Genomic DNA, 19,076 nt, shown 5'->3' on the forward strand with positions numbered 1-19,076 from the left:
CACGCCGATCATCTGCCTGACACACCGTGGCGTCTGATCCGGCGACTGCTGCGCAGCCGAACGCAGGCTGCGCCAGCTGCTACAAAAAGCCCCGTCGCGACCAGATCCATGTAGCAGCTGCCGAAGGCTGCGTCCGGCTGCGAAGCAGCCGCAAACCCACGCCGATCATCTGCCTGACACACCGTGGCGTCTGATCCGGCGACTGCTGCGCAGCCGAACGCAGGCTGCGCCAGCTGCTACAAAAAGCCCCGCGGCTACACGGACCTGCTGCTACAAGGTCAAGTCAGTGCCCGGCAGCGTCCTTGTGGTTATCCAGCGTCTCGAGCAACGCCACTTGCATGCGCGTATGCACGCGGATGAACCAGCGCCACAGCAGCGCCGCCACGGCAGCCGTGACCACAGCGATCAGCACCAGCAACTCGTTGGTCGGCAGAATGCTTGCCGACAACGCCGCCAACAGCAGGAAAATCACCAGCAACGAGAGAATCGGGATCACTTCGGCGATCACCCTACGCACTCGCTGCGTGTGCCGACCGGCCATTTCCGGCTTCACGCCCATCTCCGCCAACAACATCGAAAGCGCCTTGAGCTTGCGATAAGCCGCAATCAGAAACGGCAGCGAGACCAGCAACGCCCCGCCCCAGATCAGCGCTTTCTGCCAACTCGGCTCACTGATCCACGCTTGCAGATACGCCGACATCCGCTCGGCGAAAAATGCGCTGGAAAAGAAAATCGCAATCACCAGCGCCAGATTCACCCCAACCTGCAACAGAATCCGCCGGATCATCGACGCCAGCAGCGCCCCCTCGCCCTGCGGCTGAATGCTGCGCAGCCATTCGCCATACATCCCCAACACCCGGCTCAGGCGTTGCGGCATGACGGCGGCAAGTTTGATCGACAGCGGATCGGCTGAACGAATCAGATACGGCGTCAGCAGCGTGGTAATTACCGAAACCGCCACCGCCACTGGATAGAGGAAGTTGCTGGTGACCTGCAAGGTCATGCCCAGCGCGGCGATGATGAAGGAAAATTCGCCAATCTGCGAAAGACCCATGCCGACCCGTAGTGAGGTACGTCCATCGTTGCCGGCGATAAAGGCACCGAGCCCGCAGGACAACATCTTGCCGAGCACCACAGCCACGGTGATCACCGCGATTGGCCAGGCGTATTGCAGCAGGATCAGCGGATCGAGCATCAGCCCGATGGCGACAAAGAATATCGCGCTGAACAGGTCGCGAACCGGTTCGATCAAGCGCTCGATTTTCAGCAGTTGCCGCGACTCGGCCATGATCGCGCCGATCAGGAATGCGCCGAGGACCATGCTGTATTCGAGTTTGACCACCAGCAGACAGAAACCGAAACACAGGCCCAGCACAGTGATCAGCAACATCTCGTTGCTTTCGAATTTCGCCACATACGCCAGCAGGCGCGGCACCAGCAGGATGCCGATGACCAGGGCGACGATCATGAACAATGACAATTTGCCGACCGTCGAGAACACTTCGCCGGAACTGACCGTGCCACTGACCGCGATGCTCGAGAGCAACGCGATGATGCCGATGCCGAGGATGTCTTCGACGATCAGCACACCGAAGATCAACTGCGCGAAGCGCTCGTTTTTCATCTTCAGATCGTTGAGCGCCTTGACGATGATGGTGGTCGAGGAAATCGCCAGGATCGCGCCGAGGAACAGCGAGTCCATGGTGTTCCAGTCGAACCAGCGGCCGATTTCGTAGCCGATCCAGATCATCAGCACGATTTCCAGGAACGCCGCGATAAACGCCGTGGCGCCGACCTTGAACAGTTTGCGCAGGCTGAATTCCAGGCCGAGGCAGAACATCAGGAAGATCACGCCCAGCTCCGCCAGGGTCTTGATCGTTTCTTCGTCGTGGATCAGGCCGAACGGCGGCGTGTGCGGGCCGATGATGAAACCGGCGACGATGTAGCCGAGGACCACCGGTTGTTTGAATCGGTGAAAGAGCACGGTCACCACGCCCGCTACCAACATGATCACTGCCAGGTCCTGAATAAAACTGATGGCATGCATGGTATGAGGCTCCTTGAGTGACATAGCTCGACGGCCAGGCTCGGAAAAAGCCTGATCGAGCGGAGTAAAAATCCGCTTTGCGCGTAGGAAAATGCCTTTGGGGCGGGCTTTCGCAGGGTAACACCGCGACTTCCAGCAGAAAGGCGGTGCAATATATGGAAACAGATCGATGCGGCGTGACGGCAATCACCCGCCCGGCGTCCCGATAACTGAGGTTTGCAAAAACCGGCCAGGCCCCGCAGAGGTGCCGCCCTTTCGAAATTCTGCTTTGACCCGTGAGAACGTTATGGAACCCGGAAACGCCCAGCTGTCGATGACGGTATTGATGACCCCCGACATGGCCAATTTCTCTGGCAATGTGCACGGCGGGACGCTGCTCAAGTACCTCGACGAAGTGGCCTACGCCTGCGCCAGCCGCTATGCCGGCCGCTACGTGGTGACTTTGTCGGTGGACCAGGTGATTTTCCGCGAGCCGATTCATGTCGGCGAACTGGTGACGTTTCTGGCGTCGGTCAACTACACCGGCAACACCTCGATGGAAGTCGGCATCAAAGTCGTGACCGAGAACATCCGCGAGCGCTCGGTGCGCCACACCAACAGTTGCTTCTTCACCATGGTCGCGGTCGATGACCAGCGCAAACCGGCGCCGGTGCCGCCGCTGCAACCGCAGAACAGCGAAGACAAGCGCCGCTTCATCCAGGCCCAGCAACGCCGGCAGATTCGTCAGGAACTGGAAAAGCGTTATCAGGAAATCAAGGGCGACGCCTGAGGTGTTTGATCGTTAAATCGCTTTCGCGGGCAAGCCTCGCTCCTACGGACCCGGGTCGTTCAGGCGAACTCCAACCTGTAGGAGCGAGGCTCGCCCGCGAAGCTTTTAAAGGCTGATCGCAACCGCCTCAAACCGCACCCGCGGATGCGCAATCCGGTCCTGCGCCCGCACCAGTTCCAGCTCGTAACTGGCGCACGCCTGGGTTTCCAGCAGCACTTCATGCACCGCCGCCGCGGTGAATTCAAACGCCGCCACCAGGCTATCGCCGAGCAGCACGCGCGCCAGGAACAACCCCGACGTCAGGTCACCGACACCGACCGGCTGACGCGGAAACGCCAACAGCGGCCGGCGCAAATGCCAACTGCCCTCAGCCGTCACCAGCAACATCTCGAACACATCCGCCGGTTTGCCGGGATAGTCCAGATGCTTGACCAGCACCGCTTTCGGGCCGCGTGTCAGCAGCGCTCGGGCCATCGCCAGGCAATCGAACAGCGACTGTGGCTTGCGCCCGGAGAAGCTGTCGAGCTCCAACTGATTCGGGCACATGAAGTCCGCTACCGCAGCCGCTTCTTCCAACAGAAAGTCGCTGACCTCGGCCGGCACGCTGCAGCCTTTCTCCGGGTGGCCCATCACCGGGTCGCACAAGTACAAGGCTTTCGGATTGACCGACTTGATCCGCGCCACGCCCGTCAGAATCGCCCGGCCCTGAGCGGCGCTGCCCAGGTAACCGGAAAGCACCGCGTCACAGTTGCCCAGCTCGCCAATCGCGGCAATGCCTTCAACCAATTCGGGAATCTGCTGCGGCGGCAATATTTCGCCTGCCCACTGCCCGTATTGCGTGTGGTTGGAGAACTGCACGGTGTTGAGCGGCCAGACATTCACCCCGACCCGCTGCATCGGGAAAACCGCGGCGCTGTTGCCGGCGTGGCCGAACACCACGTGGGACTGGATGGCGAGCAGATGGGGCGTGCGTTTCATGCGCTGAGTTCCGTAAAACGATTGAAATTCGAGCCGCGCAGTATGCGACTAAACGCAGCCTGTACGACAGGCCGGCGACACAGTTAAGCTGGCGCTATCTTGTTGGAGCACTCTGTCGATGCTGACCCTCGGAAATATCTTCGTGCTGATGCTGCTGGCCACTGGCGGCGCGTGGCTCTGGCACAACCACGGCTTGCGCGAGCGCGCGCTGGAGCGGGTCAAGCAGCATTGCGCGAAACTCGAAATCGAGTTGCTCGACGGCAACGTGGCGCTGAAAAAAATCGGTTTTATCAAAGATGCCAACGGTCGTCGACGCCTGGCCCGGGTGTATAACTTCGAATTCACCGTGACCGGCGAAACCCGCCACACCGGGACCATCACCCAATTCGGTGCGCACAGCGCGCAGATTGAACTGGCACCGTACCCGACGCCGTTCGACGACACGCCGCCGGTGGTTGAAGTGGTGAAGCCGCGCGGCGAAGTGATCGAAATGAGCCAGTGGCGACAGGAACACACCAAGTGGCGTCCCTGAAGATTCAGCTCATCACCTGAAACCCTGTGATCAAACCTCACGCAAAATCCGACACCGACTCAGACCTTCCTGCAACTCAGCAACATCCTGCGGCTCCGCAAAAATCAGCTCGATCCGCGAATCCTGACGCCATTCGCTCGCCTGCCACGCCTTCATTTCCAAGCTACCCAACTCCAAGCTAGCCAACGCATTCGCCGAAACCCAACCTTCGGCGCTGTGGATAACCAGCTTCGCCCGCTGCCAGGCAAGGCTTTCCAGCCAGCGCACAACCCGCGCCGCATCAAACACCTGACTCGGATGCCAACGCCAACCAATGCTCCAGCCGCCCTCCTGTGCCTGACTCAAGCAAATCGGTGACGCAGGATCAGTCCAGATCGCCGGCAACTGCGCCAAACCCTTGGGCAGCACAACGTTATCCACAGCCGCCATCGCTCGACTTTCCAGACCCGGCAGTTCGCTCAATGGCAACGCTGCTTGCTGCGTCCAATACACGGGACGCGCCGGCAAATGCTGGATAATCCGCCGCCGATCTTCCTCAGTCAGACCTTCAGACTTGTTCAGCAACAACAAACCCGCGCTGTTCAACGCCTGCTGTTGCGCCGCCGGCAGCGGTTTGCCGGCCGCGAGCGCTTGCGCATCCAGCACCAGCACACACGGTTGAAGCGCCAGCACGCCCAGCCACGGCGCTTCACTCAACTGACGCAGCAACGTCGCCGGATGCCCCAACCCGGACGGCTCGATAAACAGCCGATCCGGCCGCGCCTTGCGCAGCAATCGCCCGAGGCCGATCTGAAACGGCGCACCATTCACGCAACACAAACAGCCGCCGGCCACTTCGCCCAGTGCGATACCATCGGCGCCCTGGGTCAGCAGCGCGGCGTCGAGACCGATCTGGCCGAACTCGTTGATCAGCACCGCCCAGCGTTCGTGCGCCGGGCGTTGCACCATCAACTGCTTGATCAGACTGGTCTTGCCGGAGCCCAATGGCCCGGCGATGACGTGCGTGGGAATGTTCTGCAACATGGTCAAAGTTTTCTGAGGAGGTAAAGGATGCGGTTGATGGGATTGTCGTGGTCAGCGTTGTCGTTAGCGTTGGGTTTGGCGCTGATGTCCGGCGAGGCGCTGGCGCAGGCGTGTGTGGTGCACAGCACGGCGGAACGGCTCGACGTCAAAGTCTGTCAGCAGAACCGCAACATCCCGGAAAAACTCTTCGCCGACGGCTTCTGCCAACCGAACTTGCCCGGGCAGAAAGTCGACGTGCAATACGTCGACCAATGCCCCACCGGCGCGTTCGGCGTGTGCAGCAACGCGCAAGTCGCCAATATGCCCTACCGCCAGGATATTCACTATTACGGCGTGGCCACCGACGCGGCGTATTTACAACCGTTCTGCGAGGCACAGAGCCAAGGCAATTGGCTCAAACCCTAACTCAGCCAGTCGAGTGTCAGAATCAACCGGCGCTGACCCGGCGCCGGTTGCGGCGAGCGATGAATCAACCCGAAACCCTCGTTACCGTGCCACTTTTCACCTTTGAGCAACGCCACGTCACCGCTGTCGATGTGCTGGATCGGCGCCTGCGGCTCGGCGTGCGGATTGCCCAGTTGCCGACGATCGATCGCGCCTTCTTTCAGCCACTCGCTGCCCACGCCCGCATACGTGGTGATCAGCCGAACCGGCACGTGATCGACGTGAAATCGCGGGCACATGGCTTGGTCCAACGCGCGCAAACGCAGGCCAACGCGCTTGGCGCCGAGCAAACACGCGAAGGCGCTGACCAGCCACGAAACATCGGCGATAAAACCTTCGTAGCCCTCAAGGTCGCTGAAACCCGAGGCCAGCCCGCGCAAGTTGGGTTCGGCGTCCTCGCTGGGTATTTCCAGGACCAGCGACTCGGCCAGCGGCTCGTTCAGCGATAACAGCAAACGGGCGAAATCGCCGATGTGCAGCGGCAATTGGCGTTGCCACACCGCGAGATTGGCGTCGTCGTGAAGGATTTTTGTCAGGACTTTCGGATTTGCTCCGTGATGCTGACGGGGTTTGCGCGCGGACGTTTTGCCCAGCGGGTTGGCCGCCACGGGTGTGAGTGCGAGCATCATGCGGCCTCTTCGTGCCACGGGCCGAACGGATCGGGCAACATGCGCCAGGCCTCGATGCCCTGGGCCATTTCATCGTCGGTCAGCAGGCAGCTGTCGAGTTCGGCGCTGAGCTGCGCGAAGTCGATGTTCTGCCCGATGAACACCAGTTCCTGGCGGCAATCACCGCTGCCCGCTGCCCAGTTCTGCATGATCGCGGCAGTGCTTTCCTGATCCTGCGGCCATTGGTTTTTCGGCACGAAACGCCACCAGCGACCGGCGAAACCGTGGCGCATCAAACCGCCGGCCTGCGACCAACTGCCGGCGTCCATGTGCTTGCTCGCCAACCAGAAAAAACCTTTGGAACGCAGGAGTTTGCCGTTGACCCACGGGCGATCGATGAAGCTGAAAAAACGCCGCGGGTGAAACGGCCGACGCGCGCGGTAAGCCGTCGAAGCGATGCCGTATTCGTCGCTTTCCGGCACGTGCTCGCCGCGTAATTCCTGCAGCCAACCCGGCGCCTGCGCGGCTTTTTCAAAGTCGAAACGGCCGGTGTTGAGGATCTTCTCCAGCGCAATTTCGCCCATGACCATCGGAATGATTTCCGCTTGAGCGTTAAGCCGTTCGAGGATCGCCATCAGCTCTTCGCGTTCGCGGCGGCTGATCAGGTCAATCTTGCTGATCAGGATCACGTCGGCGAACTCGATCTGCTCGATCAGCAGGTCGGTGATCGAACGCTCGTCTTCCTCGCCCAGGGTTTCGCCACGCGACGCGAGGCTTTCGGCGGCTTGATAGTCGAGGAGAAAATTCATCCCATCGACCACGGTGACCATGGTGTCGAGCCGGGCAATATCGGCGAGGCTCTGCCCGGCTTCGTCGCGGAAGGTAAACGTTTCGGCCACCGGCAACGGTTCGGAGATGCCGGTGGATTCGATCAGCAAGTAATCAAATCGACCGTCCTTCGCCAGTTTGCTCACCTCCTCCAGCAAGTCCTCGCGCAGGGTGCAGCAGATGCAGCCGTTGCTCATCTCCACCAGTTTTTCTTCGGCGCGGTTGAGGCTGACATCGCGCTGCACTTCGCCGCCGTCGATGTTGATTTCGCTCATGTCGTTGACGATCACCGCGACCCGCAGGTTTTCGCGATTACGCAGTACGTAATTGAGCAGCGTGCTTTTGCCAGCGCCGAGAAAGCCCGACAAGACGGTCACGGGGAGACGATGGGGCATCAGGTATTCCTCTCAGGTTGGGTCCAACGACGGGTCGAATGCCCGCTCGCGAAAAAAGCCTTGGTTGCTTTTAATGTAATAACATAACATGCAAAACCAAACTTCACGATGGACCTGCTGATGAATGCGCTGACTCTGCCGGATATCGCCGCGCAGGCCTCACGCCAAGCCCTGCCACTTGAGTGGGTGGGCATGTGTGGCATTGCCCTGCCGATCCTGATTGACGGGCGACGCCTGAACGCGAGAGCGGATGCCGGCGTCAGTCTTGATGACGGCGAAGCGCGCGGCATTCACATGTCGCGGCTGTATCTGGCGCTGGAAATGCTCGAACGGGAAAACCTCACACCGGCATTACTGCGCCGGGTTCTGCAACGATTCCTCGACAGCCATCAAGGTTTGTCGTCCAACGCTTATCTGAAAATTCACGCTGATTTGCTGCTCAAACGTCCGGCGCTGATCAGTCCGTTAGCCGGCTGGAAAAGCTACCCCGTCAGCATCGATGCACGTTTGGAAAACGATATGTTCCACGTGGAACTAAAAATCGACGTGGCTTATTCCTCAACGTGCCCCTGCTCGGCAGCGCTTTCCCGGCAACTTATCCAGGCGCAATTCGTCGATGATTTCGCCAACAAATCGCTCAATAACGCAGACGTGCTGACATGGTTGGGCTCCACGAACGGCATCGTCGCCACCCCGCACAGTCAACGCAGCACCGCCCAGTTACGCTTACGTCTGCTCGACTTTGTCGAAGACTTGCCACTTATTGCCGCGATCAATGACGCTGAAGCGGCACTCGGCACTGCGGTACAAACCGCAGTCAAACGCGCCGACGAACAAGCCTTCGCATTGGCCAATGGGCAGAACCTGATGTTTTGCGAAGACGCCGCGCGCCGCTTGAATCTGGCGCTGAAACGCTCTCCCGGCATCGATGGATTTCACATCCGCGTGGTCCACGCTGAAAGCCTGCACGCCCACGATGCCGTCGCCGAGAGCCGCTGCAATTGGCAGCGCGCATGATCCGCTGCCAATCCTTGCGCTGGGGCGCACCCGGCCAACCGCTTACGCCTGCGGTGGATTTCGCGTTGCCCGCCGGCAGTCTGACCGCGGTGATCGGCGCCAACGGCTCGGGCAAAAGCAGCTTGCTCAAAGTTATCGCCGGTCTGCAAAAACCACTGTCCGGGAAAATTGTGCTGGATGTTCCACGCCAGGGCGGCCTGTCTTTTCTGCCACAGCAACAACACTTGGATCGGCAGTTTCCGATTAGCCTGCAAGAGTTGGTCGCCGCAGGATTCTGGGGCAGCAAACAATCAACGGAAGTCCGCAAGCAGAAACTCGAAAGTGTATTGCACGACTGGTGCCTCAGCGGCCTGGAGCAACGCCCGCTCATGGCGCTGTCCGGCGGCGAATTGCAGCGCGCCCTGCTCGCCCGTTTAAGCCTCGCCGAAGCGCCGTTGCTGCTGCTCGACGAACCCCACGCCGCACTCGATGAACTCGGCCAGCAATTGCTGTGGCAACACATCCACACTTGGCACGCCGCCGGCCGGACGTTGTTGATCGTGTGCCATGACCTCGCCGCCGTGCGCCAACATATAACGCAAACCCTGCTGATCAAAAGCAGCGGCTGCACCCTCGGGCTCAGCACCGAACTGATTCGCCAACAACCGCAAACGCAGGTGGCCTGATGATCGCCGCCGCGCAACTCTGGCAACCGTTTCACGAGTTCGTGTTCATGCGCCGGGCGCTGCTCGGTGGTCTGGTGCTGGCGTGCAGCACGGCGCCGCTCGGGGTGTTTTTGATCCTGCGGCGCATGAGCCTGATCGGCGACGCGGTGGCTCACGGCATCTTGCCCGGCGCCGCACTGGGTTTCTGGTTCTTCGGTTTGAGCCTGCCAGCGCTGACCCTCGGTGGTCTCGGCGCGGGCCTGAGCATGGCCGGACTGGCCGCGTGGATCACTCGCCGCACCGGCCTGCGCGAAGACGCCAGCCTCGCCGCGATCTACCCGATTTCCCTCGCCAGCGGCGTGCTGATCCTCGGCATCGCCGGCAAACGCCTGGACCTGTTGCACCTGTTATTCGGCTCGGCATTGGCGGTCGATGGCCCGACGCTCAGCGGGATGTTGTGGGTCTCCGGTTTCAGTCTGATCGCCATGGCGCTGATCTATAGACCGCTGCTGCTGGACACGCTCGACCCGCTGTTCCTGCAAACCGTCAGTCGTCTCGGGCCACTCGCGCACGGCGTATTCCTGACGTTGGTGGTGCTGAATCTGGTGATCGGTTTCCAGGCCATCGGCGCGTTGATGGTGGTGGGTTTGATGATGTTGCCGGCCGCCGCTTCGCGATTCTGGAGCCGTCGATTGCCAGTGCTGATGAGCATCGCCGCGCTGCTCGGCTGCCTCTCGGTGTGGTTTGGTTTGCTGCTGTCGTTCTATTGCTCGCTGCCCAGCGGCCCGGCCATCGTGCTGGTGGCGGGCGCGTTGTATCTGTTGTCTGCGGTGTTCGGGCCGGTGCACGGCTTGTTGCGCCGCCCGCCCTTGCTCACATCCCAATGAGGTGTTTCCCGATGCGCGTTGTACTCGTGCTGTTCAGTTTGCTGCTGTCGATGTCGATACCCGCGTTGGCGGCGGCAGCGGAAAAACTCCAGGTCGTCACCAGCTTCAGCATCCTCGCCGACATGGCGCAGCAGGTCGGCGGCGAGCATATCCAGATCACCAACATGGTCGGCGCGGACGCCGATGCGCACACTTACGAACCGACGCCGGACGACGCCAAAGCGCTGCTCAACGCCAAACTGATCATCAAGAACGGCCTCGGTTTCGAGCCATGGCTGGATCGTCTGGTGACCAGCACCGAGACCACCGCGCCGGTGATCAGCGCCAGTCACGGGGTGATTCCGCGCTCGCTGGATGAGGATGGCGAAACCGTGCCCGACCCGCACGCCTGGCACAACCTGGCGAACAGCGAGCTGTACATCGCCAACATCACCAAAGCGCTGATTGCCGCAGACCCGGCAAACCGCGCCGACTATCAACGCAACAGCCAGGCTTACCTGAAACAGATCTACGCCCTGCTCGCCGAGGCCAAAGCCAAGCTCGGTTCGCTGCCGCCGGGCAACCGCAAGATCGTTACCTCGCACGACGCTTTCGGTTATCTCGGCCAGGCCTACGGCATCGACTTTATGGCGCCGCAAGGATTGTCGACCGAACGCGACCCATCGGCGGCGGAAGTCGCGGCGTTGATCACGCAGATCCGTCAGGCCAAGGTCAAAGCGGTGTTTATGGAAAACATCAAGGATGCGCGCCTGCTCAAGCAGATTGCCGATGAAAGCGGCGCGAAGATTGGCGGCACGTTGTACTCCGATGCGCTCGCCGCCAGCGGCCCGGCCAGCACCTTCGCCGGGCTGTTCGAATACAACCTCAACACCCTGTACGACGCGTTGCGCAAACCCTGAGCGGATCTGAGTTGATGGTGTTTTAGAGGACGCTTTCGCGGGCAAGCCTCGCTCCTACGGACGGGGGAATCCGTAGGAGCGAGGCTTGCCCGCGAAGCTTTTATGCGCGCGGCTTCACCGTTCCGCAATCCTTACCCAGCCACACCGCGCGGCTGTCCAGGCTGCCCTGCTGCTGAATACCAGTGGCATTGAATGTGCCGCTGACCTTGGTGGTGAACTCACGATCACTGAGGAACGTCGCGACGCCGGCACCTTGCGCTTTCGGGCAGCTGAACTTGAATTTCCACTGATTGCCGGTGCGATCAGTGATTTCCTGTTTGCAGCCCGACGCCGGGTCGGTCAGCGGAATGTTGTCCGTCGCCACTTGCTCCTGCGTCAGGCAGGCACGCACGCCCTTGCCGCCAATGTTGATGCCCTGCTTCTCCAACTGCGCGCGCTGCTGCGGCGTCATCTGGCCTTGCAGCTGACCGAGGATCAGTTGCAGGTCCGGCAAATTCTGGTTATCGACTTTCATGTTGCTCGTGGTCAATTCCCACAGACCCGGCTGCAGCATCTGCGCCTGAGCGGCAACCGGAAGGGACAAACCGAGGGCCATGGCCACACCCAACAGACGAACATTCATCGAGTAACTCCTGATCATTAGTGGCCGTTAGACGTCAGCTCCAGGCTTCGGTTCATGGCCCAATTAAATAGCGACATTCTGCACGGAACATGGTCTTTTACGTATTGAATCTTCAGGAGCAAGGTGGCCTCATGGATTATTTTGGACCGCACGTTTTCGGTTACCTGATTGCCTTGTTGCACACGCTGGGCCTTATTGCCGCCATCCACGCCGTGTTGACCGTGCGCACCGCCCAAGGCTCGATTGCCTGGGCACTGTCGCTGCTGTTCATTCCCTACCTCACGCTTATCCCTTATCTGGTGTTCGGCCGCAGCACGTTCGACGGCTATATTCAGGCCCGACGTCAGGCCAACGAAGAAATGCGCAAAGCGATTTCCGAGCTGAACTGGCGCCCCTGGGTCGAGGAAGCCCTCGCCGCCCGCGCGTCCAATGCCTATGCCTCGCTGCGGGCGATGCCGAAACTGGGGCGCATGCCGTGCCTGGCGAACAACGGCGTGCACCTGTTGATCGACGGCGCCGCCACGTTCGAAGCAATTTTCGTCGCCATCAGTAACGCCAAAGAAGCGGTGCTGGTGCAGTTTTTCATCATCCACGACGACCGCCTCGGCCAGCGCCTGCATAACCTGCTGCTGAAAAAGGCCGGCGAAGGCGTGGCGGTTTACTTGCTTTACGACCGCATCGGCAGCCACTCGTTGCCGCACAGTTATGTCCAACCGTTACGGGATGCCGGGGTCGAGGTCAAAGCGTTTGCCACGCGCAGCGGCTGGCTCAATCGCTTCCAGGTGAATTTCCGCAACCACCGCAAGATCGTCGTGGTCGATGGCGTGCTCGGTTTTGTTGGCGGGCATAACATCGGCGACGAATACCTCGGCGAAAAACCACCGCTGGCACCGTGGCGCGATACCCACGTGCAAGTGCGCGGCCCGGTAGTGGCGTGCATGCAGGAGTCGTTCGCCGAAGACTGGTTCTGGGCCGCACGCACGTTGCCGCCGCTGATCCTGCCGGACGTTTACCCGGACGACGGCGTGCTCTGCCAGTTGCTCGCCAGCGGCCCGGCAGATTCCTACGAAACCTGTTCGCTGTTCTTCGTCGAAGCAATTCACGCAGCCACCGAACGCGTATGGATCACCAGCCCTTATTTCATTCCCGACGAAGCAGTGTTCGCGGCGCTGCGCCTGGCCGTACTGCGCGGCGTCGATGTGCGGCTGTTGCTGCCGTCGCGCCCGGATCACCGCATCGTCTACGCCGCGTCCAGTCTTTACGCTTTCGAAGCGGTGCGCGCGGGCGTGCGAGTGTTCCGTTACGAACCCGGTTTCATGCATCAGAAAGTGGTGTTGATCGATAGCGAAATCAGCGCGATCGGCAGCGCCAATCTGGACAACCGTTCATTCCGGCTGAATTTTGAAGTGATGCTGCTGACCGTCGACAGCGTGTTCGCTGGCGAAGTCGAGAAGATGCTCAACGATGACTTCGCCCAGTCCCACGAAATCGCCAAGGAAGAAAGCCGGGAAACCCACCGCCTGCAACAAGTCGGCATGCGGGTCGCCCGGCTTATTTCGCCGATCCTTTAAGGCGTGTAGATGTCGTCGCGGGTCCAGGGCAATTCGTGGCTGCCGTCCGGATGCGCCTTCACCGCGAGAATCTGGTGCAGGTTGATCCAGCCTTTGGCGAAGGCGTAGGCGCAACCGGCCAGATACAGCCGCCAGATGCGCAGCGCCTGTTCGGGCACCTCTTTGGCGGCGGTTTCCAGATTGTCCTCGAGGCGTTCGCTCCAGTGATCGAGCGTGCGCGCGTAGTGCAGGCGCAGGCTCTCGACGTCGACGATCTCCAATCCGGCTTCGCTGATCTCTGCGGCAATCATCGACAAGTGCGGCAGCTCACCGTTGGGGAACACGTACTTCTCGATGAAATCCCCGGCGCCGCGTCCCACCGGCCGGCCGTCAGTGTGTTTGGCGGTGATGCCGTGGTTCATCACCAGACCGCCCTCCTTCACTGCGCCGAAAAGAATGTTGCAGTACTCGGCAAGGTTCGCGTGGCCGACGTGTTCAAACATGCCGACGCTGACCACTTTGTCGAAACGTCCGTCCTGCGGCAAATCGCGATAATCGAGCAGTTGCAGTTCGACCAGATCTTCCAGCCCTTCCTCTTTGACCCGCTCACGGGCCAGCGCCAATTGTTCCTTGCTCAGGGTAATGCCGAACACTTTCGCGCCACATTCACGCGCCGCGTAACGCGCCAGACCGCCCCAGCCGCAACCGACATCCAGCAGATACTCGCCCGGTTGCAGCCGCAGCTTGCGGCACAAGTGGCGGAATTTGGCTTGCTGCGCCTGTTCCAATGACTCGCTGCCGGTCTCGAAGTAGGCGCAGGAATATGCCATGTCGCTGTCGAGCCACAGTTGGTAAAACGCGTTGGAGAGGTCGTAGTGGTAGGAAATCGCCTTGGCGTCGGTTTCCTTGTCGTGGGCAAGTCGTACCGGCTGACTGTCGGCATCGCCCAATAGCGCCTGGCTCCATTCATCGCAGACGCGGATCACGTCGCTGATCGAGCCTTCCAGCTCAAGCTTGCCTTCGACGAAAGCAGCGCCTAGCGCGTCCAGGCTTGGGTGGGTGAACTGGGTAACCATTTGTGGGTCCTTGACCACAATCGTGACGCTGGGCGTCGGCCCCAGGTTGAATTCATGGCCATCCCAGAGTCGCAGGCGAAGCGGTAACTGCAGATTCTGCAAGGCCGGTGGAAGTTGCGCGAGCATGGAAAATCCCCCCTTGTTTCAGACGTCTGATCTGAGGGTAGACCATCTCTAGAAAATAGCTGCCTATCGATAAATAGCCGTTTTCTATGACTGTGGGAGCAAAACCTGCTCGCGATAGCAACCTGGCAGGCGGCGCACGGGTGAATGTGCTGGCCCAATCGCGAGCAAGCTTTGCTCCTACAGAGACTTGGCCGCAGCTACCAGCCGGTCATTAGATGGCCCTCAAGCAGATGACTTCGAATGTGGAAGACAGTTCTGAAAATTTCCCAACCTCTGATCCGCCAGTCAGCGCGCCGTTCATTACTCATCTTTCAGCTTCAACAATGGCTCCTGAAAGCGCAGCAACCGTCCGGCGTTGCCCAGCACCAGCAACGTGCTGAAGTTGTGCAGCAACGCGGCGATCATCGCCCCCGCCGCACCGAGCCAGCCGAATGCGGCAAACGCGACAATCGCCAAGGTCCAGCCGAGGCCGATGATCACGTTGACCTGCAATGTCTGCCGACACTGGCGACTCAAGCGCACGCAGGTGCCGAGCCGGCGCAAGTCGCTGCCGATCAACACGATGTCCGCCGACGCCAGCGCAATGTCCGCGCCACCCGCGCCCATTGCCACGCCAACCACCCCGGCCTTCAGTGCCAGTGAATCGTTGATGCCGTCGCCAACCACCATCGGCCGGAAGCCGTTGCCGATTTCCGTCATCACTCGATTGAGTTTGTCTTCAGGCAAGGCTTGCGCCTCGACATCGCTGATCCCGACGTCACGCGCCAACGTCTGCGCAACACTTTGCCGGTCACCGGTCAGCAGCAATTGCCGGCCCAATCCGAGTTCGCGCAATTCTTGCAACGCAAAGTGCGCTTCCGGTTTGAGCGTGTCCGCGAGCAACAGCCACGCGAGAAATTCGCCGTTCAGCGCGAGCCCGGCAATCGGTCCGTCGTGTTCGGGAACGGCCGAAGTGACAATGCCCAATTGCGCGAACAACTCCGGACGCCCGAGCGCTGCTTCGCCCTGCTCGGTCATTGCAACGACGCCCAAGCCCTGGCGTTCGTGAATGTCCGACAGCAGCAGAAAGTGTTCTGGCGTGACCAGACTGGCCAAGGCGCGACTGACCGGATGGCTGCTCGCCGAACCAAGGCTGGCAGCCAGTTTCAGCACAGGGCTGCGATCCTCCAGCGGGCTGTCGATCGATTGCAGGCGCAAGGTGCCGAAGGTCAACGTGCCGGTTTTATCCACCACCAGCGACGTCAGGTCCGCCAGTTCTTCGAGGAACGCCGAGCTGCGAATCAGGATGCCGTGACGCGCCGCGACCGCCACCCCGGCAATCGCCGTGGCCGGCGCCGACAACACCAGCGCGCACGGGCAAGCGGCGACCAACACCGCGAGCATCGCTTGCGCATCGTTGGTGACGAACCACGTCACCGCCGCCAGCAACAGCACCAGCACCATGTAGCTGCCGGCGTAACGCTCGAGCAAACGGGTGATCGGCGGCTTGGAACGCTCGGCGCTCTGCATCAGCGCGATCACTTTCCCGAGGGTTGATTCGTTGCCGGTGCGCGTCACTTCAATCCGTAGCAGACCGTCGAGGTTGATCGCGCCGCCGAATACGCTCATGCCGGCCGCCACTTCCAGCGGTACTGATTCGCCGGTAATCGACGCGGTGTCGAGGCTCGCCTGACCGGACAACACGCGGCCATCTGCCGGCACCCGATCCCCGGCGCGCACTTCGACAATATCGCCTGCCTTCAGTGTGCCGTTGTCGACTTCGATGATCGCGCCGTCCGCCTGCACCTTTCGGGCGTGGCTGCGGGTGAGTTTGCCCAAAGCGTGGATCGCTTCTTGCGAACCGATGACGCTGCGCTCCTCCAGCACGTGGCCGAAGATCATGATGATCGGCAACAACGCGGCGGTGAGCAGATCGCCGGTGGCCCAGGCGCCGAGCATTGCCAACGCAATCAGTTGATCGGTGATGCCGTGCAAACTCGGGTAACGCAAGCTGTACCACGCCGAGCGCATCACCGGCACGGCCACCAGTAACGAAGCAAAACCGAGCAGCAATTGGCTGACCCCGGTCTGCTCCGGCGACAGCCAACGCCAGATCAAACCGAGCGCCAACAGGCCCAGCGCGAGCATGGCCAAGGTCAGTTGACGGGCGGCGCTGCGTTGTTCAGCCGAGGACAACAGGCTTGGTTCGGAGGCGATGTGCGCGGGGGTGGTCATTGTGCAGCTCCCTGAATGATCAGGCGGGAATCGTCTTTTGGATCGACCGTGGTCACCGAACCGGCCTGGCCGAGAATCTTCGGCAGGCGCTCGCGGTAAATGCGCAGGAGCATTTGCGGGTCGGTGCCTTGCTGCTGCGCTTGGCTCAGGCTCAATACGGTGGCGGTATCGGCCGAGGCTTTGGCCAGCCGTTCACTCGCTTGCGCATGCGCTACCTGTAACGCGCGGTCGGCTTGTTGGTTGGCGGTCTGGGTGAGTTTCTCGGCATCGGTTCGCGCATTGGCCACGGCTTTGTCGGCCTGTTGGCTGGCGGTGAGCACGGCGTTAAACGCATTGACCGCCGGGCCGGGCAAGCTGGATTGCACGTCGACGCGGGCGACTTCAATGCCGATGCCCTGCCCTGTTGCGGTCAAGTCCGCCAAGCGTTGATTGATGCCTTGCACCAGATCGCCGCGCAGGCGTTCGCGGCGTTCGGCGGCTTTGTTGTCGGCGCCGATCAGCTCAGGTCTGGCGACCAGAATCGTGTCGAGATCGCGCGCGGCAGTCAGCGCCACGGCACTGCGCGTGACCAACCGATCCAGCGCCGGCAGCACATGTTCGCCCTGAAGGACGAACGCGTAAGGCTCGGTGACTTTGTAAAAAACCCGCACGTCCAGCTGCACGACACCGGCGTCACCGGTCAATAAATAACCGGAACCGGCGAGTGCATCGCTGAGCGGCGTGGCAAACGTCGCCACACGATCCGCCTGCAACGCGACGTCGCTACGGAGCAAGTTGTCGACGCGGCGCTCGATCACCCGATCTGCCGCCGGCAACAAAATCACCTGCTCAAAAGGACTCGGCCACGCCAGCAATAGCCCGGCGTTTTGAATGCGATCCAGCGCGCCGAAGTGCAACACCACCGCGCGATTCTGTGGATCAATCTGCCGCACGTTCGAAAACGCCCAGACCAGCGCGGCCAGGATAGTCACTGCGTACAGCGCCAAAAAAGCCAAGCGTCCGGCCTGAATCCAAGGGCTGTTTGTTTCATGTGTTCCACGTGGAACTAATTTCATGGCTGCGACCCGGACTTGTTGTCGAGGCTCGGCGGCCCGTCAACCAACACGCGGAATGGCGCCGCGTCGGTGCGCAAAATCAGTTTGGTGCCGGGCGAAACAATCGTGCCCAAGGTGTCGAGCGAACGCAGCAAATTATAGAGCTGCGGCGATCCGGCATAAGCGCGGCCATAAATCTGCGCCGCTTCGACCCGGGATTGCGCTTCGATGTCAGCTGCTTTGACCGTGGCATCAGCTTGCACCACCCGCGCATCGCGCTCGGCGGCGGAACGAATTTGCGCGGCTTCGCGTTTGCCAATTGCCGTGCGTTCGGTGGCAATTGTTTCACGCTCGGCGCGCATGCGATCAACCGTGGCGGTGAGCGTCACCGACGGCAACGTCAGCCGCTCGATGCCAACTTGCAGCACGCGCACGCCATAAGTGGTGAGCAACTGCTGATCGATTTGCTGGCGCAGTTGCGCTTCAAAATCGGCGATGTGCACTTGATTGGCGTCGGTGTTCACCAGGTTAGCCAAGTCAAAACTGCTGGCGGTGGTTTCCAGCGCCGAGCCGACAAAGGTGCGAATCTGCCGCGCCGCTTCATCCGGCTGGTTCTGCACCGCGCGCATAAAGCGCTGCACATTGTCCGGATCACCCTGAACCTGCCACGCCACATAAGCCTGGACGATGATGCGCAAACCGTCGCGCGTGCCGACATCCTGCAAACCGCTGGACGTGGTGCGCAGGCGCAAGTCCACCGGAATCGCCGCTTCGAACGGCGCCGGCCAGCGCCAGCCGAGTCCCGGTTCCAGCAACACCCGCGACGGATTGCCGAAACGGGTGATCACCGTGGCCTCGCCGGAACGCACTTGCACCAGGCTCGCCGCCGCAATGGCAAACGCCACCAGCAAGGCCGCCCACCCCATGCGCCGCCACGGAAATGGCCCGGCGGCTTGCGCATCACCGTGGTGATGATGGTGATGCCCGTGATGGTGGCCGCCATGGCCATGATCGTGCCCAGCGTGGTCGTCGTGAGGGTGATTATGCGGCTGGCTCAATGGGTGGCTCCTGGCTGAGCGGTGTTACGCGGCGACGCGGGGTCGGCCGGCAGCGTGAAGGTTCGCAGGTCGATGGTCGGCGCATGGCTGCTGCCGCCGAGGCGATGATCGAGAATCAGCAATTGCGCGTTGGCCAGGCCTTGGCTCAGTTGACTCAAATAGTGTTCGAGGACGAAGGCCTGGCCGGCGCTGGCGTAAGCCTTGCGCTCGGCGCTGAAGCGCAAGTCGGAGGCCTGCGCCGTCGCGTTGATTTCGCGGGCACTGGCGGTCGCTTGATCGCGGGCAACGCTGGCCTGCAATTGCGCCTGATTGGTCGCCTCCGCTG

18 protein-coding genes and 1 pseudogene are annotated in these 19,076 nt (G+C 61.2%); 8 read left to right on the plus strand and 11 right to left on the minus strand.

What is annotated here, in order from left to right:
• Positions 1 to 283 precede the first annotated feature (283 nt).
• Positions 284 to 2,047 (minus strand): cation:proton antiporter, encoded by a 1,764-nt coding sequence (locus BI292_RS02425; RefSeq protein ID WP_101206858.1) that lies wholly within the window; start codon positions 2,045 to 2,047, stop codon positions 284 to 286.
• A 286-nt stretch (positions 2,048 to 2,333) separates the two neighbouring features.
• Between BI292_RS02425 and BI292_RS02430 the strand changes: the two genes are divergently transcribed.
• On the plus strand, positions 2,334 to 2,816 hold the full coding sequence (locus tag BI292_RS02430; RefSeq protein WP_092275880.1) for an acyl-CoA thioesterase: 483 nt from the start codon (positions 2,334 to 2,336) through the stop codon (positions 2,814 to 2,816).
• Positions 2,817 to 2,921: 105 nt separating this feature from the next.
• On the opposite strand, the gene pdxY is transcribed toward BI292_RS02430, so the two are convergent.
• Positions 2,922 to 3,794, minus strand: coding sequence for a pyridoxal kinase PdxY (gene pdxY, locus BI292_RS02435; protein WP_101206859.1), 873 nt, complete (start codon positions 3,792 to 3,794; stop codon positions 2,922 to 2,924).
• 118 nt (positions 3,795 to 3,912) lie between these two features.
• On the opposite strand from pdxY, the gene BI292_RS02440 reads away from it, so the two are divergent.
• Positions 3,913 to 4,326, plus strand: coding sequence for a DUF3301 domain-containing protein (locus tag BI292_RS02440; RefSeq protein WP_101206860.1), 414 nt, complete (start codon positions 3,913 to 3,915; stop codon positions 4,324 to 4,326).
• Between the two features lie 30 nt (positions 4,327 to 4,356).
• Here the strand turns inward: BI292_RS02440 and BI292_RS02445 are convergent, their stop codons facing one another.
• Positions 4,357 to 5,349, minus strand: a complete 993-nt coding sequence (locus BI292_RS02445) for a GTP-binding protein (protein WP_101206861.1) — start codon at positions 5,347 to 5,349, stop codon at positions 4,357 to 4,359.
• Between the two features lie 27 nt (positions 5,350 to 5,376).
• Here BI292_RS02445 and BI292_RS02450 point away from each other — a divergent pair, with 27 nt between their 5' ends.
• Positions 5,377 to 5,754 carry an NADH:ubiquinone oxidoreductase gene (locus BI292_RS02450; protein ID WP_101206862.1) on the plus strand — a complete coding sequence of 126 codons (378 nt, stop codon included), beginning with the start codon at positions 5,377 to 5,379 and terminating at the stop codon, positions 5,752 to 5,754.
• Here BI292_RS02450 and BI292_RS02455 read toward each other — a convergent pair.
• Positions 5,751 to 6,422, minus strand: a complete 672-nt coding sequence (locus tag BI292_RS02455) for a DUF1826 domain-containing protein (RefSeq protein WP_371918702.1) — start codon at positions 6,420 to 6,422, stop codon at positions 5,751 to 5,753. The two genes, BI292_RS02450 and BI292_RS02455, sit on opposite strands and share 4 nt — an antisense overlap.
• A complete protein-coding gene (zigA, locus tag BI292_RS02460) occupies positions 6,419 to 7,624 on the minus strand; it encodes a zinc metallochaperone GTPase ZigA (protein WP_101206863.1) in 1,206 nt (401 codons plus the stop codon). Before zigA ends, BI292_RS02455 begins: the two co-directional genes overlap by 4 nt.
• Positions 7,625 to 7,744: 120 nt before the next feature.
• Here zigA and folE2 point away from each other — a divergent pair, with 120 nt between their 5' ends.
• The 4 genes from folE2 to BI292_RS02480 are packed head-to-tail and all read left to right on the plus strand — an operon-like array spanning position 7,745 to position 11,071.
• Positions 7,745 to 8,641: a GTP cyclohydrolase FolE2 gene (gene folE2, locus BI292_RS02465; protein WP_101206873.1), complete on the plus strand. Its 897-nt coding sequence runs from the start codon at positions 7,745 to 7,747 to the stop codon at positions 8,639 to 8,641.
• Entirely contained in the window at positions 8,638 to 9,306 is a 669-nt protein-coding gene (locus BI292_RS02470; RefSeq protein ID WP_101206864.1) for a metal ABC transporter ATP-binding protein, read from the plus strand. The genes folE2 and BI292_RS02470 overlap by 4 nt, the downstream gene beginning before the upstream one ends.
• Positions 9,306 to 10,172, plus strand: coding sequence for a metal ABC transporter permease (locus BI292_RS02475; RefSeq protein ID WP_101206865.1), 867 nt, complete (start codon positions 9,306 to 9,308; stop codon positions 10,170 to 10,172). Before BI292_RS02470 ends, BI292_RS02475 begins: the two co-directional genes overlap by 1 nt.
• Positions 10,173 to 10,183: 11 nt before the next feature.
• A complete protein-coding gene (locus BI292_RS02480) occupies positions 10,184 to 11,071 on the plus strand; it encodes a metal ABC transporter substrate-binding protein (protein WP_101206866.1) in 888 nt (295 codons plus the stop codon).
• Between the two features lie 100 nt (positions 11,072 to 11,171).
• On the opposite strand, the gene BI292_RS02485 is transcribed toward BI292_RS02480, so the two are convergent.
• The gene (locus tag BI292_RS02485) at positions 11,172 to 11,693 is read right to left on the minus strand and encodes a DUF3617 domain-containing protein (RefSeq protein ID WP_092275854.1); all 522 of its coding nucleotides are present in this window, start codon (positions 11,691 to 11,693) and stop codon (positions 11,172 to 11,174) included.
• Positions 11,694 to 11,824: 131 nt separating this feature from the next.
• Here BI292_RS02485 and cls point away from each other — a divergent pair, with 131 nt between their 5' ends.
• Positions 11,825 to 13,264, plus strand: coding sequence for a cardiolipin synthase (gene cls / locus BI292_RS02490; protein WP_101206867.1), 1,440 nt, complete (start codon positions 11,825 to 11,827; stop codon positions 13,262 to 13,264).
• Here the strand turns inward: cls and cfaB are convergent.
• From cfaB to BI292_RS02515, 5 genes and pseudogenes are all read right to left on the minus strand, one after another.
• Positions 13,261 to 14,445, minus strand: coding sequence for a C17 cyclopropane fatty acid synthase CfaB (gene cfaB / locus BI292_RS02495; protein WP_101206868.1), 1,185 nt, complete (start codon positions 14,443 to 14,445; stop codon positions 13,261 to 13,263). The two genes, cls and cfaB, sit on opposite strands and share 4 nt — an antisense overlap.
• A gap of 300 nt (positions 14,446 to 14,745) precedes the next feature.
• Positions 14,746 to 16,659 carry a cation-translocating P-type ATPase gene (locus BI292_RS02500; protein WP_101206869.1) on the minus strand — a complete coding sequence of 638 codons (1,914 nt, stop codon included), beginning with the start codon at positions 16,657 to 16,659 and terminating at the stop codon, positions 14,746 to 14,748.
• The gene (gene hflK / locus BI292_RS02505; RefSeq protein WP_101206870.1) at positions 16,656 to 17,714 is read right to left on the minus strand and encodes a protease modulator HflK; all 1,059 of its coding nucleotides are present in this window, start codon (positions 17,712 to 17,714) and stop codon (positions 16,656 to 16,658) included. The genes BI292_RS02500 and hflK overlap by 4 nt, the downstream gene beginning before the upstream one ends.
• Positions 17,711 to 18,751, minus strand: coding sequence for a protease modulator HflC (hflC, locus tag BI292_RS02510; RefSeq protein WP_101206871.1), 1,041 nt, complete (start codon positions 18,749 to 18,751; stop codon positions 17,711 to 17,713). The genes hflK and hflC overlap by 4 nt, the downstream gene beginning before the upstream one ends.
• Positions 18,748 to 19,076 (minus strand): annotated as a pseudogene (locus BI292_RS02515) (protease modulator HflK); the annotation flags it as partial. The pseudogene BI292_RS02515 and the gene hflC, both read right to left, overlap by 4 nt.

The organism is Pseudomonas sp. 43NM1 (assembly GCF_002836905.1).
GTDB lineage: Bacteria > Pseudomonadota > Gammaproteobacteria > Pseudomonadales > Pseudomonadaceae > Aquipseudomonas > Aquipseudomonas prosekii.

What these genes read in the sequence shown, in the direction of transcription:
- BI292_RS02425 (WP_101206858.1), bottom strand. Translation starts at nt 2,047, where the DNA reads ATGCATGCCATCAGTTTTATTCAGGACCTGGCAGTGATCATGTTGGTA.
- BI292_RS02430 (WP_092275880.1), top strand. Translation starts at nt 2,334, where the DNA reads ATGGAACCCGGAAACGCCCAGCTGTCGATGACGGTATTGATGACCCCC.
- pdxY (WP_101206859.1), bottom strand. Translation starts at nt 3,794, where the DNA reads ATGAAACGCACGCCCCATCTGCTCGCCATCCAGTCCCACGTGGTGTTC.
- BI292_RS02440 (WP_101206860.1), top strand. Translation starts at nt 3,913, where the DNA reads ATGCTGACCCTCGGAAATATCTTCGTGCTGATGCTGCTGGCCACTGGC.
- BI292_RS02445 (WP_101206861.1), bottom strand. Translation starts at nt 5,349, where the DNA reads ATGTTGCAGAACATTCCCACGCACGTCATCGCCGGGCCATTGGGCTCC.
- BI292_RS02450 (WP_101206862.1), top strand. Translation starts at nt 5,377, where the DNA reads ATGCGGTTGATGGGATTGTCGTGGTCAGCGTTGTCGTTAGCGTTGGGT.
- BI292_RS02455 (WP_371918702.1), bottom strand. Translation starts at nt 6,422, where the DNA reads ATGATGCTCGCACTCACACCCGTGGCGGCCAACCCGCTGGGCAAAACG.
- zigA (WP_101206863.1), bottom strand. Translation starts at nt 7,624, where the DNA reads ATGCCCCATCGTCTCCCCGTGACCGTCTTGTCGGGCTTTCTCGGCGCT.
- folE2 (WP_101206873.1), top strand. Translation starts at nt 7,745, where the DNA reads ATGAATGCGCTGACTCTGCCGGATATCGCCGCGCAGGCCTCACGCCAA.
- BI292_RS02470 (WP_101206864.1), top strand. Translation starts at nt 8,638, where the DNA reads ATGATCCGCTGCCAATCCTTGCGCTGGGGCGCACCCGGCCAACCGCTT.
- BI292_RS02475 (WP_101206865.1), top strand. Translation starts at nt 9,306, where the DNA reads ATGATCGCCGCCGCGCAACTCTGGCAACCGTTTCACGAGTTCGTGTTC.
- BI292_RS02480 (WP_101206866.1), top strand. Translation starts at nt 10,184, where the DNA reads ATGCGCGTTGTACTCGTGCTGTTCAGTTTGCTGCTGTCGATGTCGATA.
- BI292_RS02485 (WP_092275854.1), bottom strand. Translation starts at nt 11,693, where the DNA reads ATGAATGTTCGTCTGTTGGGTGTGGCCATGGCCCTCGGTTTGTCCCTT.
- cls (WP_101206867.1), top strand. Translation starts at nt 11,825, where the DNA reads ATGGATTATTTTGGACCGCACGTTTTCGGTTACCTGATTGCCTTGTTG.
- cfaB (WP_101206868.1), bottom strand. Translation starts at nt 14,445, where the DNA reads ATGCTCGCGCAACTTCCACCGGCCTTGCAGAATCTGCAGTTACCGCTT.
- BI292_RS02500 (WP_101206869.1), bottom strand. Translation starts at nt 16,659, where the DNA reads ATGACCACCCCCGCGCACATCGCCTCCGAACCAAGCCTGTTGTCCTCG.
- hflK (WP_101206870.1), bottom strand. Translation starts at nt 17,714, where the DNA reads ATGAAATTAGTTCCACGTGGAACACATGAAACAAACAGCCCTTGGATT.